This is a genomic window from Brassicibacter mesophilus (assembly GCF_050433385.1).
GTDB classification, from domain to species: Bacteria; Bacillota; Clostridia; order Tissierellales; family Proteiniboraceae; genus Brassicibacter; species Brassicibacter mesophilus.
Window position 1 is genome coordinate 79,862 of sequence record NZ_JBNPXI010000007.1, and the last position, 15,362, is coordinate 95,223.

Annotated in this window: 16 protein-coding genes, 1 tRNA gene and 1 other annotated feature; all 17 genes read right to left on the reverse strand. The window is 34.0% G+C overall.

What is annotated here, in order from left to right:
- Positions 1-44: 44 nt before the first annotated feature.
- On the reverse strand, positions 45-3,779 hold the full coding sequence (gene rpoB, locus HNR33_RS09810; RefSeq protein ID WP_429082865.1) for a DNA-directed RNA polymerase subunit beta: 3,735 nt from the start codon (positions 3,777-3,779) through the stop codon (positions 45-47).
- 516 nt (positions 3,780-4,295) lie between these two features.
- The gene (rplL, locus tag HNR33_RS09815; RefSeq protein ID WP_429082866.1) at positions 4,296-4,673 is read right to left on the reverse strand and encodes a 50S ribosomal protein L7/L12; all 378 of its coding nucleotides are present in this window, start codon (positions 4,671-4,673) and stop codon (positions 4,296-4,298) included.
- A 30-nt stretch (positions 4,674-4,703) separates the two neighbouring features.
- Positions 4,704-5,201 carry a 50S ribosomal protein L10 gene (rplJ, locus tag HNR33_RS09820; protein ID WP_429082868.1) on the reverse strand — a complete coding sequence of 166 codons (498 nt, stop codon included), beginning with the start codon at positions 5,199-5,201 and terminating at the stop codon, positions 4,704-4,706.
- 46 nt (positions 5,202-5,247) lie between these two features.
- Positions 5,248-5,377 (reverse strand) — a sequence feature (ribosomal protein L10 leader region).
- A 43-nt stretch (positions 5,378-5,420) separates the two neighbouring features.
- Complete coding sequence (gene rplA, locus HNR33_RS09825; RefSeq protein ID WP_429082869.1) at positions 5,421-6,119, reverse strand: 50S ribosomal protein L1; 699 nt, start codon at positions 6,117-6,119, stop codon at positions 5,421-5,423.
- 52 nt (positions 6,120-6,171) lie between these two features.
- Positions 6,172-6,597: a 50S ribosomal protein L11 gene (gene rplK / locus HNR33_RS09830; protein ID WP_429082870.1), complete on the reverse strand. Its 426-nt coding sequence runs from the start codon at positions 6,595-6,597 to the stop codon at positions 6,172-6,174.
- Between the two features lie 107 nt (positions 6,598-6,704).
- On the reverse strand, positions 6,705-7,232 hold the full coding sequence (gene nusG, locus HNR33_RS09835) for a transcription termination/antitermination protein NusG (RefSeq protein ID WP_429082871.1): 528 nt from the start codon (positions 7,230-7,232) through the stop codon (positions 6,705-6,707).
- Positions 7,233-7,289: 57 nt separating this feature from the next.
- Complete coding sequence (secE, locus tag HNR33_RS09840; RefSeq protein WP_429082873.1) at positions 7,290-7,508, reverse strand: preprotein translocase subunit SecE; 219 nt, start codon at positions 7,506-7,508, stop codon at positions 7,290-7,292.
- Between the two features lie 36 nt (positions 7,509-7,544).
- Positions 7,545-7,694, reverse strand: coding sequence for a 50S ribosomal protein L33 (gene rpmG, locus HNR33_RS09845; RefSeq protein WP_429082874.1), 150 nt, complete (start codon positions 7,692-7,694; stop codon positions 7,545-7,547).
- Positions 7,695-7,940: 246 nt separating this feature from the next.
- Entirely contained in the window at positions 7,941-9,131 is a 1,191-nt protein-coding gene (tuf, locus tag HNR33_RS09850; protein ID WP_429082857.1) for an elongation factor Tu, read from the reverse strand.
- A 153-nt stretch (positions 9,132-9,284) separates the two neighbouring features.
- Positions 9,285-9,360, reverse strand: a tRNA-Thr gene (locus HNR33_RS09855).
- A gap of 80 nt (positions 9,361-9,440) precedes the next feature.
- Positions 9,441-10,088 carry an RNA polymerase sporulation sigma factor SigH gene (sigH, locus tag HNR33_RS09860; protein WP_429082876.1) on the reverse strand — a complete coding sequence of 216 codons (648 nt, stop codon included), beginning with the start codon at positions 10,086-10,088 and terminating at the stop codon, positions 9,441-9,443.
- A gap of 86 nt (positions 10,089-10,174) precedes the next feature.
- Positions 10,175-10,696 (reverse strand): NYN domain-containing protein, encoded by a 522-nt coding sequence (locus tag HNR33_RS09865; RefSeq protein WP_429082878.1) that lies wholly within the window; start codon positions 10,694-10,696, stop codon positions 10,175-10,177.
- Between the two features lies 1 nt (position 10,697).
- Positions 10,698-11,444 (reverse strand): 23S rRNA (guanosine(2251)-2'-O)-methyltransferase RlmB, encoded by a 747-nt coding sequence (gene rlmB / locus HNR33_RS09870; RefSeq protein WP_429082879.1) that lies wholly within the window; start codon positions 11,442-11,444, stop codon positions 10,698-10,700.
- Between the two features lie 595 nt (positions 11,445-12,039).
- Positions 12,040-12,813, reverse strand: a complete 774-nt coding sequence (thyX, locus tag HNR33_RS09875; RefSeq protein WP_429082880.1) for an FAD-dependent thymidylate synthase — start codon at positions 12,811-12,813, stop codon at positions 12,040-12,042.
- A gap of 28 nt (positions 12,814-12,841) precedes the next feature.
- A complete protein-coding gene (locus HNR33_RS09880; protein WP_429082882.1) occupies positions 12,842-13,261 on the reverse strand; it encodes a Mini-ribonuclease 3 in 420 nt (139 codons plus the stop codon).
- Between the two features lie 4 nt (positions 13,262-13,265).
- Positions 13,266-14,666 carry a cysteine--tRNA ligase gene (gene cysS, locus HNR33_RS09885; protein ID WP_429082883.1) on the reverse strand — a complete coding sequence of 467 codons (1,401 nt, stop codon included), beginning with the start codon at positions 14,664-14,666 and terminating at the stop codon, positions 13,266-13,268.
- Complete coding sequence (gene cysE / locus HNR33_RS09890) at positions 14,641-15,324, reverse strand: serine O-acetyltransferase (RefSeq protein ID WP_429082885.1); 684 nt, start codon at positions 15,322-15,324, stop codon at positions 14,641-14,643. The genes cysS and cysE overlap by 26 nt, the downstream gene beginning before the upstream one ends.
- Positions 15,325-15,362: the final 38 nt, after the last annotated feature.

The following is a 15,362-nucleotide window of genomic DNA, read 5'->3' on the forward strand; positions in this document are numbered from 1 at the left end:
TTCTCTCCCTTCTATTAAATAGTATAGAGTCTTTAATCATTTTCTTAAAAGTCATCTTCGTTAAATGAATTATCGTCATCGAAGATTACTTTGTCTTCGTCAATATCTTCGACATCATTTTCAAAATCATCATCGTAGCCATCGTCAGTGCTGTCATTTTCATTGCTATTTTCTTCGTAGTCGTTGTAATATTCATTTTCAAATCCTGTATCATTATCTTCAGAATCTAACCCTATATTCAGTTCATTTATTTCATCATCTACTGACTCTTTAATTTCTATTTCATCGTCTTCTTCTGTTAATACTTTTACATCTAAAGCTAAACTTTGAAGCTCTTTGATCAGAACTTTAAAGGATTCTGGTATTCCAGGCTCAGGTATACTTTCACCTTTAACTATTGCCTCATAAGTCTTTACACGTCCTACAACATCATCTGATTTTACAGTTAATATTTCTTGAAGTGTATGAGATGCCCCATATGCTTCTAGTGCCCAAACTTCCATCTCTCCAAATCTTTGTCCTCCGAACTGCGCCTTACCTCCAAGAGGCTGTTGTGTAACTAATGAATACGGACCTGTTGATCTAGCATGGATCTTATCATCAACAAGGTGATGGAGTTTTAGCATATACATATATCCTACTGTTACTGGATTATCAAATTGCTCTCCATTTCTGCCATCTCTTAGCTGTATTTTTCCACTACCAGGTAATCCTACATCAACTAGTGCCTCTTTTATATCATCTTCATTCGCACCATCAAATACTGGTGTAGCAATCATGTGTCCTGCTTGCTTAGCAGCTAACCCTAGATGCACCTCTAAGACCTGCCCAATATTCATACGAGAAGGCACACCAAGAGGATTTAGAACTACTTGTAAAGGAGTTCCATCTGGAAGGAATGGCATATCCTCTTCAGGAAGTATTCTAGAAATAACACCCTTGTTACCGTGTCTACCACACATTTTATCCCCAACATTTATTTTACGTTTAGTAGCAATATACACTCTTACAAGCTGATTCACACCTGGTGGAAGCTCATCTCCATTCTCTCTTGTGAAAACTTTTACATCAACTATTATTCCAGTCTCGCCATGTGGAACCCTTAAAGATGTATCTCTAACTTCTCTTGCCTTTTCGCCGAAAATTGCTCTTAATAATCTCTCTTCTGCTGTTAGCTCAGTCTCTCCTTTTGGAGTTACCTTACCAACTAATATATCGTTAGCTTCAACCTCAGCTCCAATTCTAATAATTCCTCTTTCGTCAAGATCTTTTAGTGATTCTTCCCCGACATTTGGAATATCTCTAGTAATTTCTTCTGGTCCAAGCTTAGTATCTCTTGCTTCAGACTCATATTCTTCTATATGAACAGATGTTAAAACATCTTCTTTTACTAGCTTTTCATTTAACAGAATAGCATCCTCATAGTTATAGCCTTCCCATGTCATGAATGCTATTAACAGGTTTTTACCAAGTGCAATCTCACCTTGGTCAGTTGAAGGACCATCTGCTAATACTTGACCTTTTTCTATTCTTTCATTTTTACTAACAATAGGTCTCTGGTTAATACATGTACCTTGATTTGAACGCTTAAATTTAAGCAACTTATACCTATCAAGCTGCGCATCCTCATCTCTTCTTACAATAATTTCATCAGCCGTAACCCTTGTAACAACACCGCTGTTTTTAGCTACAATTGCAACTCCAGAGTCTTTAGCAGCCCTATATTCCATTCCAGTACCAACTATAGGAGCCTGTGTCTTTAATAGTGGAACTGCCTGACGCTGCATGTTCGCCCCCATCAGTGCTCTATTGGCATCATCGTTCTCAAGGAATGGTATCATTGCAGTACCAACAGAAACTATTTGCTTAGGAGATACGTCCATATAATCAATTTCTTCATTAGGAACAACATCGATTGATCCGCTTTTTCCCCTAGCTATTACTCTTTTATTTACAAATCTTCCTTCAGCATCTAATGGCTCATTTGACTGAGCTACAACAAACTCATCTTCTATATCAGCAGTTAAATAATCTATCTCAGTTGTAACAATTTCATTTTCTTTATCGACTCTTCTAAAAGGGGCTTCTATAAACCCATAATCATTTATCCTTGCATAAGTAGTCAAGGATGTGATAAGTCCTATATTTGGGCCTTCAGGAGTTTCTATCGGACACATTCTTCCATAGTGAGAATGGTGCACGTCTCTAACCTCAAAGCCTGCTCTATCTCTACTTAGACCACCTGGACCTAAAGCCGACATCCTTCTTTTATGTGTTAGCTCTGCTAACGGATTGGTTTGATCCATAAATTGAGACAACTGGCTACTTCCGAAGAATTCTTTAATAGCAGCCGCAACAGGCCTAATATTTATCAATGCCTGTGGAGTTACTACATCAATATCTTGGATCGTCATTCTTTCTCTGACTACTCTTTCCATTCTTGATAAACCTATTCTAAATTGATTTTGTAAAAGCTCACCTACAGAACGAAGTCTTCTATTCCCAAGATGATCAATATCATCAATGTTTCCGATTCCAAAAAATAAATTAAACTCATAATTTATAGACGCAATGATATCAGGAATTGTTATATGCTTTGGTGAAAGCTCTCTTATTCTGTCTTTAATAGCTTCTTTAAGCTCTTCAGGTTCAGCATATTTGTCAATTAATTCCTTCATTACAGGATAACATACCTTTTCCTTGATACCAAAATCGTCAAGTGCAAAAGGTAGTTTAAATGCTTTTATGTCAACAAAATGATTGCCCATTACTTTTACAATTTTATTTTCTTCTGTTAATACCTCGACCACGTTGATACCAGCATTTTCTATCTGTATAGCTTTCTTTCTTGTAATTTTCTCTTCTTTTTCAGCTAAAATTTCACCAGTATTCGGGTCAATTATTCTGTCTGCCGATCTTCTATTAGCTATTCTACTATAAAGAGATAATTTCTTGTTGAACTTGTATCTACCTACTCTTGCTAAATCATATCTCTTAGGATCAAAAAATAAAGTATTTATCAATGATCTTGCGCTATCTACAGTAGGTGGTTCGCCTGGTCTTAGTCTTTTATATATCTCAAGAAGTCCTTCTTCTTCCGTTTTTGTGCTATCTTTTTCTAATGTTTTAAGTAACTGTTCGCTTTCGCCTAGAAGTCCTATTATTGATGGGTTAGTGCTATATCCTAATGCTCTAAGTAAAATAGTAAGAGGTAACTTCCTAGTTCTGTCAACTCTAACATGAACTATATCATTAGAATCACTTTCGTATTCTAACCAAGCGCCTCTGTTTGGTATAACTGTCGAAGAGTATAATCTCTTACCAGTTTTATCTATCTCCTCAGAAAAATAAACTCCAGGTGATCTTACCAACTGGCTTACAATAACTCTCTCTGCACCGTTTATAATAAACGTACCTTTATCAGTCATTAATGGGAAATCTCCCATAAACACTTCTTGTTCCTTAACTTCTCCTGTTTCTTTGTTGATAAGTCTCACCTTAACTTTTAATGGTGCTGCAAATGTAACATCTCTTTCTTTTGACTCTTCCTCATCATACTTTGCCTCATCACCAATTGAATAATCAACAAATTCTAGAATAAGGTTTCCAGTATAATCTTGTATTGGAGAAATATCTTCAAATACTTCTCTTAAACCCTCTTCAATAAACCAATCATAGGATCTTTTTTGCACTTCAATTAAATCTGGCAATTCTAGCACTTCATCAATCTTAGAATAACTCATACGAACCCGTTTTCCAACTGAAACAGGATGCACCATAATAATTCACCCCTTATTAAAACTTAAATAATCAAAATTAAATTACCCATAATGCTGGTAATTTCTAGAATATAAACATATCTATTATAATATTGCCATAAATTATATCTTTTATTCAAAATCTATGCCAAAAAACGCCTATTTTGCATTTTATAATACTATCACACAAAAATAAAGTTGTCAAGTGAACATTTTTTAAACATTATATATAGTTTTGAGCGTAGTTCAGTATGTTTGGGAATGTTTCATATAGACATTGCTAGGTACACTTAATATAGTACTAAGCTTAAAAAGGCTCATATTAGAACATTATTATATCAAGGTAGCCTTTCTTGAAACTCATTTAACGGAAAGCTAGTTTTAAGGAAAATTTATACTTTCCTATGAGTTATAAAAAGAATGTGAACTTTTGCGTTCAGAATTAGATGTGTCTTAAAATTTCTTTATAAATCAAATATATACTATAGAAAAAGGCTTCATAGTACTATGAAGCCTTTGTTCATTATTCAGTAGCAACTATTTTACTTCTACTGTTGCTCCTACTTCTTCTAATTTAGCTTTGATTTGGTCAGCTTCTTCTTTTGAAGCGCCTTCTTTTATTGGTTTTGGAGTATTGTCAACTAATTCTTTAGCGTCTTTTAATCCTAAACCAGTTAATTCTCTAACAGCTTTAATAACTTTGATTTTTTCTCCACCAGCACTTGCTAGGATAACATCAAATTCAGTTTTTTCTTCAGCAGCTCCACCAGCTGCTGGAGCTGCACCACCAGCTACCATAACAGCAGCTTGTGCGCTTACACCAAATTCTTCTTCTAAAGCTTTTACTAATTCAGATAATTCTAAAACTGATAATGCTTTTACATCTTCTATTAATTTTGTGATTTTTTCACTCATTATTGTATACCTCCATTTTTCAAATTATTATTAAGCTTCCTGTGGCTCTTTATCTACTATCGCTTGAATAGTTCTAGCAAGCTTCGAAATAGGTGAGTTTAATGCAACAACTAATTGAGTAAGAAGAACTTCTTTAGATGGTAATTCACCTATTGCCTTAATCTTCTCTATTCCTACAATTTCACCCTCTACGATACCAGCCTTCAACTCTAAGTTCTTATGATCTTTAGCAAATTCACTTGTAACTTTAGCTGCAGCTACTGCATCATCTTTACAGATTGCAATCGCATTCGGTCCAGTTAGATGATCATTAAATGCTTCAAATCCTTCTTCTTTAAATGCAAATCTCATCATTGTGTTTTTGTATACTTTATAGTCAACTCCAGCTTCTGTATACTTTTTTCTTAATTCAGTAACTTCTTCAACAGTTAACCCTCTATAATCAACAAGAACGATTGATTTTGCACCACTAATTTTTGATTTAATTTCTTCAACAACCTGCTTTTTTTGGTCTAAAACTGAACTCATATGTTCCACCTCCTTAAAAAAGGTAATCTTTTAGTTGTGCTTTCTTACATTATATAAGAAAGCCTCTCCATAGACATGAGAGGCTTTATAATCGCAATTATAATTTTGTAACCTCGGTAGGCTAATAATTTAAACCATACGGCACCTACTGTCTACGGATAATCTATTAATTTATATCATCGATATTTTATCAATGATTTGATTTATTGTCAATACTTTTTAGTCCATTAATTTTTGTGAATTAATTTTAATTCCAGGTCCCATTGTGCTAGAAATAACAACACTCTTTAAGTACTTACCTTTTGCAGCTGATGGTTTAGCTTTAATTATAGCTTCCATAACTGTATCAAAATTTTCCTTTAGTTTTTGTGTACCAAATGATGCTTTTCCAACTGGAACGTGTACAATACTAGTCTTATCTACTCTATATTCAACCTTACCTGCTTTTATATCACTAATAGCCTTTTCAACATCAAATGTTACTGTCCCAGATTTTGGGTTTGGCATTAAGCCTTTTGGACCTAACACTCTACCTAGTCTACCAACAACGCCCATCATGTCAGGTGTTGCTACTATTACATCAAAATCAAACCAGTTTTCATTTTGAATTTTAGTTATAAATTCTTCTGCTCCTACATAGTCTGCTCCAGCGTTTTCAGCTTCTTTAGCCTTATCGCCTTTAGCAAATACAAGTACTTTTCTAGTTTTACCAGTACCATGTGGTAAAACTACAGCACCTCTAACTTGTTGGTCAGCGTGTCTAGGATCAACGCCAAGCTTTACAGAAAGTTCAATTGTTTCATCAAACTTAGCTTTTGCAGTTTTTTGCACTAATTCAATTGCTTCTTCTACATCATGTAGATTTTGTCTATCAAATAATTTAGCGCTTTCTTGATAATTCTTACCTCTTTTTGGCATTTAATAAACCTCCTTTGTGGTATTAGCGGTGGATATACCTCCCACTTTATTACTACTCTTCTACAACAATACCCATACTTCTTGCAGTACCTGCAACCATGCTCATAGCTGCTTCTACACTACCTGCATTTAAGTCAGGCATTTTTAATTCTGCAATTTCTCTAACTTTTTGTTGTGATATTTTTGCTACTTTAGTCTTATTTGGAGCTCCAGAGCCTGATTCAATTCCTACTGCTTTTTTAAGCAATACAGCTACTGGAGGAGTCTTAGTTATAAATGTAAATGATCTATCTTGGTAAACTGTTAGTACAACTGGGATTATCATACCAGCTTGATCAGCAGTTTTTGCATTGAACTCTTTTGTAAACTGCATTATATTAACACCATGTGGTCCTAAAGCTGTACCTACAGGTGGTGCTGGAGTAGCTTTACCAGCTGGAATTTGTAATTTGACCATAGCTATAACTTTTTTTGCCATTTCCTGTACACCTCCTTAATAATGTTGTGGTAAGTCGGGTTAAACCCTCCCACTTTAGAAACTAGATATCTATCTATAATAAAGCTAATTTAGCTTTGTTAACAATATTAAAGCTTCTCAACTTGGTCGAAGTCTAACTCAACGAGAGTTTCTCTTCCAAACATTGATACAAATACTTTCAATTTTCTCTTTTCAGAGTTTATATTCTCAACAGTGCCTATGAAACTTTCAAAAGGCCCTGAAGTTACTTTTATTATGTCTCCAACATTAACATCAATCTGTGGTAAAACCTCCTGTACCCCTAAAGCTTTTACTTCTTCATCCGTAAGTGGAACAGGTTTAGAGCCTGGACCAACAAATCCAGTTACACCTCTTGTATTTCTAACAAGATACCAAGATTCATCAGTCATAATCATTTTAACCAATACATATCCTGGAAACATTTTTCTCTCTTTTGTTTTCTTTTTGCCATTTTTAGTTTCTACATATTCTTCAGTAGGTACTTCCACTTCAAAGATGACATCTTGCATACCTCTGTTTTCTACTAACTTTTCGATATTTGCTTTAACTTTATTCTCATGACCTGAATAAGTATGTGCTACATACCACTTACCTTTATCTGACCTATCTGTCATAACTTGCGGGGACCAATAATAAGGTCCTTCCCTCCTTCATCTTTCATCATTCATCTCTTATTTCAATATAAATGACAATAATCGATGTAATCCTGAGTCAAGAAGCCAAACTACTAAAGAAACAACAGCACAAGTAACCAATACTACCACTGTATAATTAACCAATTCTTTTTTATTTGGCCAATTTACTTTTTTAAGCTCAGCCTTTACTCCCTTAAAATAACTACCTAACCTTTTTGCTGCACTTCCTTTTTCAGCGCTGGTTTGAGCCGCCATTCCACTTCACATCCTTACCTAGATTTGTAATACAAACTACTTGGTCTCTTTATGAGTTGTATGAGTATGACAGAACTTACAGTATTTCTTCATTTCTATTCTATCTGGGTTCGTTTTCTTATTTTTTGTTGTGTCATAATTTCTTTGTTTGCACTCTGTACACGCTAACGTAACTTTAACTCTCACTGTACACACCTCCTACACATTTAAACAGTAAGTATATATGAAAATCAACTTATATTCGGGCATAAATACCCAATGATAACTACATCACTTTATATAAACTATCATAAAACAAAATGTATGTCAATAAAAAATTACAAATATAGGTATATGAATAATTGCTTACATCTTTAAGTTAGTATTTCCATTAAAATACACAAAATACTATTTTCTCAAAAAAGACTAGGTCAAAGACCTAGTCTTAATTAATTACTCAATAATTTGTGTAACAACTCCAGCTCCTACTGTTCTTCCACCTTCACGAATAGCGAATCTTAATCCTTCTTCCATTGCTATCGGTGTGATTAATTCTATATTAAATGTTGCATTATCTCCAGGCATTACCATCTCTACGCCTTCTTCTAATTTTACTGATCCTGTTACGTCTGTTGTTCTGAAGTAGAACTGTGGTCTGTATCCATCAAAGAATGGTGTATGTCTTCCACCCTCTTCTTTTGTTAATACGTATACCTCAGACTTGAATTTTGTATGTGGTGTTATACTTCCTGGCTTTGCTAGTACTTGACCTCTTTCGATATCTGTTCTTTGTACTCCTCTTAGTAATGCTCCGATGTTATCTCCTGCTTGTGCTTCATCTAATAACTTTCTGAACATTTCTACTCCTGTACATACTACTGTTCTTGGTTCTTCTGTTAATCCTACGATTTGTACTTGGTCTTGTACTTTTAAGATTCCTCTTTCTACTCTTCCTGTTGCTACTGTTCCTCTTCCTGTGATTGAGAATACGTCCTCTACTGGCATTAAGAATGGTTTGTCTGTATCTCTTTCTGGTGTTGGAATATACTCGTCTATTATTTCAAACATTTCTATTATTTTTTCTTCCCATGCTGGGTCGCCTTCTAATGCTTTTAATGCTGATCCTTGGATGATTGGTGTATTATCTCCATCAAATTCGTATTCGCTTAGTAATTCTCTTACTTCCATTTCTACTAACTCGATTAACTCTTCGTCATCTACCATATCACATTTGTTTAGGAATACTACGATGTATGGTACTCCTACCTGTCTTGATAATAGTATATGCTCTCTTGTTTGTGGCATTGGGCCATCTGCTGCTGAACAAACTAAGATTGCTCCATCCATTTGTGCTGCTCCTGTTATCATGTTCTTAACATAGTCAGCATGGCCTGGACAGTCAACGTGTGCGTAGTGTCTGTTTGGTGTCTCATACTCTACGTGTGCTGTTGATATTGTGATTCCTCTTTCTCTTTCTTCTGGTGCCTTGTCTATGTTATCAAATGCTACTGCTTCTCCAAATCCGTATTTTGTGTTTATTACTCTTGTGATTGCTGCTGTTAATGTTGTTTTACCGTGGTCAACGTGTCCTATTGTTCCAATGTTTACGTGTGGCTTATTTCTTTCAAATTTTGCTTTTCCCATTTTCTTATTCCTCCTCATTTAATATTTTTTAATGTAACTTACGGCTCTTAGCTTAAGCCTCTTGATGTCAATATCTAAATAGATAAATAAGAATGTCAAAATTACATACGCTATAAGAAAACTTAACCGGGCGTTCCACAATTAAAATATGTATGGAGCCCACGACCGGACTTGAACCGGTGACCTCTTGCTTACCATGCAAGTGCTCTACCTGCTGAGCTACGTGGGCATCAAACACCACTAAATAATTTTACTATCTATGTATTTTGATGTCAATAGAAAAAAATTCTATATCATTTTCATATATTATTATAAATCCTTTACTTCTAAATATCTTTCTAATTTTCTTTTCACTCTTTGAAGAGCATTATCTATAGATTTCACATGCCTATCTAAATCAACAGCTATTTCTTGATAGGATTTTCCTTGAAGATATGACATTAGAACTTCCCACTCTAGGTCGCTTAGTATTTCTCCTATCTTATTTTCAATAGACTTTAATTCTTCTCTGCTAATTATTAATTCCTCTGGATCAGTGATCTTTGCTCCCGATAAAACATCTAATAGTGTTCTATCTGATTCTTCATCATATATAGGTTTATTTAATGATACGTATGAATTTAATGGTATGTGTTTTTGCCTTGTAGCTGTTTTTATTGCAGTAATTATCTGCCTAGTTATACATAATTCTGCAAAGGCTCTAAAGGACGTAAGCTTGTCCTCTTTGTAGTCACGTATAGCTTTATAAAGACCAATCATACCTTCTTGTATTATATCTTCTTTATCTGCACCTATTAAAAAATATGATCTAGCTTTCGCTCTTACAAAGTTCTTGTATTTCTTAATAAGATACTCTAGCGCCGTAGGATCTCCATTTCTAGCATCTTCTAGAATCCTTTCATCCTCCATTACATCATATGTATCAACAGATAACTCGTTTTGTACACTCAAACCCACCAGCATCCCCTCCAGCAAAATGTTGAAATACCCCGGAACTCATATACTCTATTATATATTAACTGGTATTTATCAGTCAACCTAATTTACTCATTCTTTCTCCATTTTTCAAGTTTCTCTAAAGTTTTTCTATCTAGTCTTCCTATAAGTAGGTCATTAGTCTCATTATTTTTTGCATTTTTTCTTCTTATCATGTTTTTTTGTTGGCCTATCTCTAATTTAAGTTCTCTAGCTGAAATCCTAGTTCCTCCTCTGCCTATAACTATTTGCTGTTCTATCCAGTCAGATGTTGCTACTCTAACTTTTTTAATCCTGCCAATTTCATCAAGTTTTCGCTCAATATAGTGGTCTGCAGTTTCTTTCTCTTTTGTATATATAATTTCTATCCCTTTAATAATTTCCTTCTTCTCTATACTACCTCTAACCAGATGCGCATCAAATACTATTATAACCTTTATTCCTGTATATGATTGATATTCGGCCATTATATCAATAAGCTCGTTTCTAGCAGTTTCAAGACTTATATTGCTAAGTGCTCTGAGATCATCCCAACAGTTAATTATGTTATAACCATCGACAAATAAATATTCTTTAACATTGCCCTTCATATCATATATTTGAACCTCTCTGCCTTAAGACTTCGTATATAAGTACTGAAGCTGCAACAGAAGCATTTAAAGAGGATACCCTTCCGACCATAGGTATTTTTACCAAAAAATCACATTTTTCTTTTACTAGTCTGTTTATCCCTTTTCCCTCACTACCTATAACTATAGCTATAGGTCCCTTTAAATCTTTCTCAAAATAATTACTCTCACCATCCATATCAGCACCATACACCCATATTCCCTTTTCTTTTAGCCCTTCAATTGCAGCAGATATATTAGGAACCTTAGCCACTGGCATATACTCTATTGCTCCAGCAGAAGTTTTGGCAACAACAGGAGTAAGTCCAACAGCTCTTCTTTTAGGGATTATTACACCATGTGCACCTGCACATTCAGCAGTACGCAATATTGCTCCCAAATTATGAGGGTCTTCAATTTCATCAAGTACTATTACAAATGGATCTTCGTTTCTATCCTCAGCCAGTTTAATAATATCCTCTATAGTCTTATATGAATGTGCTGAAGCTATTGCAATAACACCTTGATGTGAGCCAGTATCCGACATCGAATCTAATTTGTTTTTTTCCACATACTGAATAACAACTCTTTTGTCTTTTGCCATTCCTACTATCTTGTTTACAGACCCTTGGTTAGAACCTTTTGCAACCAATATCTTTTCAATCTCTCTTCCAGCCTTCAAGGCTTCTATTACTGGATTCCTACCTTCTATATAATTTTCATAACTCATTTTATTCACCTCTTTTCAAAATTACCTGACCAAATAACCAAGCGTGTAGATTTGAATATAAAAAAAGAACGTTTCTACTATGAAGATTTTGAGAAAACTATTAGGTAAATACAATAAAACTTAATTCAGATGGAATTTTCTCTCTAGTTGAATTATAGCTGAACCAATCTATAAGCTATTCAATTGATAAAGAAACTAAGTAACTTACAGCAAATCGAAGATTTGTGTAATCTACTTATCTTTACTTCCAATTAAAAAGCAGAATTATTAGAATTGTAAGCTATTAGATAAGAGAAAAAATCTTAAAATTTGCAAACTCGCTCCGAAAAACACTCCACCCAGATATAATGAGGTTACAGAAATCTACGATTGCGCTATAACTTCTTAGTCAGCGTAAGCTGAGTTTCACAAATATAAAAACAGATTTTTTCCCTTCATTCGTCTAGTTTTCTTAGTAAAATCTCATTATTATTCTCTTATCTTCTTTCATATTCAAATTCAATTAATTATTTTGAGCTTGGTCATCAATATATGATTTTGGAATAATAATAGTATTAGCTATACTAATTTTATAATACATTTACATTTTAATATACTATGACGCACTGAATTTTTCTCTTACTTCTTTTATCTTACCGCATGTCATATTTCCTTCTGGACAAGGGCCATTTAAGCAGTTTGGTCCTGCATATTTAAACAATGTAGGTGCAACCCGTCTTACCAGTTTAAGCATTTCAGTAGCTAGTTCTCTTATTTCCCATTGTGCTCTATTACAGCATCTATGTTTAAAGAAGTTAAATAATGCTCTGGCATTCATGGTAAATACTATTTTTGTTTCGCATGCATTAGGAAACACATATCTTGCATCTTCTATTGAACTCTTTTCAGCCATTCTTCTTGAAGCTTTTTCAGCATATCCATCTTTTATATATGATTCATAATGTTTATCAAAAAGAATTTTAACCATTTCGCCATAATGCTTTTGATCTTCTTCCATTGCCTTTATAAATACATCCCTAGCTTCAGGAACACTTTCTATTGAAGGTGGAACTATATAGTCAAATTGTTCTAATTTAACATATCTCTGTGATTGTTGAGAATACGATACTCCTATTCTATGTCTAACTAACTGATGAGTAAGCACTCTACTCACACCCTCTACCCCAAATGTAAAAGATACATGTTCTATAGGTGACTCATGACCCATTTCCATAAGCATGTCCAAAAACTCTGTAACCTTATTATCGTTTAGCTTTTCTTCTATCGTATCTATTCCAACCTGAGAATAACATAATTTAGCTGATGCTGCTACTAGCTTTTCAGCATCTGGAGTATATCTCAAAAGACTTACTTTAAGCTTTGCAGACATTTCTTTTCCCCCTTATTAGTATATTTTATTAATCTTTAATTATCATGCTGAATATCTCTAATATTCTTTCATGCTTTTCTGTAAGATATAGAAATCCTATCAATGCTTCAAAACCTGTAGCATATCTGTAGTCTTGAAGGCTAGCATTTTTAGGCACAGTACCTGATTTTGCATTTCTTCCTCTTTTAACAATACTCCACTCTTCTTCCGTAAGCCTTTCTTCAAGCGAATGTATTATATCAGCCTGAGCTTTAGCCTTAACATATTGTACTGCTTCTTTATGCATTCCATTCACAGAAATGTTCTTTGTTCCTATCAAATACGTTCTAACGAAAAGTTCATATACTGCATCTCCAACATATGCAAGCTGTAATGAAGATAGCATTTTTGCATCTACTCCCCAATTATTACATATATGTCTAAACCCTTCAAAAAAATTATTTTCCATATAATCACCTAGTTCTCTTCCATTTTACACCATCTTTAGTGTCCTCTAGCACTATACCTTTATCTTTCAAATCATCTCTTATTTTATCAGCAAGTTTAAAATCTTTATTGTTTCTTGCTTCATTTCTTTTTTCAATAAGTTCTAATATCTCTTCGTCTAGTATCTCATCTTTTTCGTCTAAAATACCTAATACTCCACTAAGTTCCATGAAAATTTCATATATTTTTTTCACTAAAGCTATTGGAGATTCTTTTGTTAAGTTGGTATTTGAGTATTTTACTATTTCAAATAAAACAGATATTGCATCAGCTGTATTTAAATCATCTTCCATACTATCTATGAACTTCTGCTTTAAAGCTTCTATATCGCTTAAAATAGCATTATGCTCATTACTAAACTCCTTTGCTTCACAACTGTCCATCAGGAACTCAAGATTGTTTTTCCCATTGTATAATCTTTCAAGTCCATTTTTAGCTTGCTCAACAAGTTCTCTGCTAAAATTCACAGGTTTTCTATAATGAGCTAATAATAGGAAAAATCTTAATATCTCTAAATCAAATTCTTTGCTGATTTCTCTTACTGTAAAAAAGTTCATCATTGATTTTGACATTTTTTTATTCTCAACATTTAGCATTCCATTATGAAGCCAATAGTTAGCAAATGGCTTTCCAGTAAGACTTTCACTCTGAGCTATTTCGTTTTCATGATGAGGAAATTGTAAATCTTCTCCTCCAGCATGAATATCAATAGTATCTCCTAAATATTTTCTAGCCATTACTGAACATTCAATATGCCATCCAGGTCTACCTTTGCCCCATGGACTATTCCATGATGGCTCACCAGACTTTGCTCCTTTCCATAATGCAAAATCCATTGGATTTCTCTTTATTTCATTTACTTCAACTCTTGAGCCCGACACAAGATCTTCAATATTTTTTTTCGAAAGCTTTCCATAATCATCTAACTTTCCTACATTAAAGTAAACATCACCGTTAACATCATAAGCGTATCCCTTTTGGACAAGTTCTTGTATAAAATCAATAATTTCTTTTATATGCTCCGTAACCTTAGGATGATTTGTTTCACCTTCTTTTATATTCAACCGGCTTGTATCTTCAAAGTACTCTGATATAAATCTTTCTGCGACTTCCTTTACAGTACTTCCTTCTTCATTAGCCTTGTTTATAAGCTTATCATCAATGTCTGTAAAGTTAACTAAATAATCTACTTTATAACCTTTATACTGAAGATATCTTCTTAATGCATCAAAAACAACAAGCGGTCTTGCATTTCCTACATGTATATAATTATATACCGTAGGCCCACAAACATACATGGTAACTTTGTCTTGATTTATTGGCTTAAATTCTTCCTTTACTCTAGTTAGAGTGTTGTATAGTTTCATCTTCATCTCTCCTTTTTAATTCGTAAATATAGCTTTCTAGCTCAACTATCCTCTTTCTTAAGCACTCTAGCTCTTGTGCTACCGGGTCTGGAAGCTTAATCTGATCTAAATCTATGTCTTTACTTAAAGAAGATACCTTTCTATTGTCTTTGATTACCACTCTTCCAGGCACCCCCACAACTGTACAGTTTGGAGGTACTTCCTTTAATACTACAGCACCTGCTCCTATTTTCGAGTTATTTCCAACCTCAAAAGGACCCAATACTTTTGCTCCACTGCTTACAACTACATTATCTCTTATAGTAGGGTGTCTTTTCCCTTTATCCTTTCCCGTTCCCCCTAAAGTAACACCTTGATAAATTGTAACATTATCTCCTATCTCTGCAGTTTCACCAATTACAACCCCTAATCCATGATCTATAAATATACCTTTCCCAATTTTAGCCCCTGGATGAATATCTATACATGTAAAAAATCTTGCTGATGTTGAAATCAGCCTTGCAATTAAAAAAAGTCTTCTGTTGTAAAACCAGTGTGCTATTCTATAAAATATTATTGCATGTAATCCTGGATAGCAAAGTAAAACCTCTAAGGTACTTTTTACCGCTGGGTCTCTTTCTCTTATACAGCTAACATCCTCCTTCAAATATTTAAACATAAAACCCCTCCATTTATTAAATCAAGTTCAATATAGTT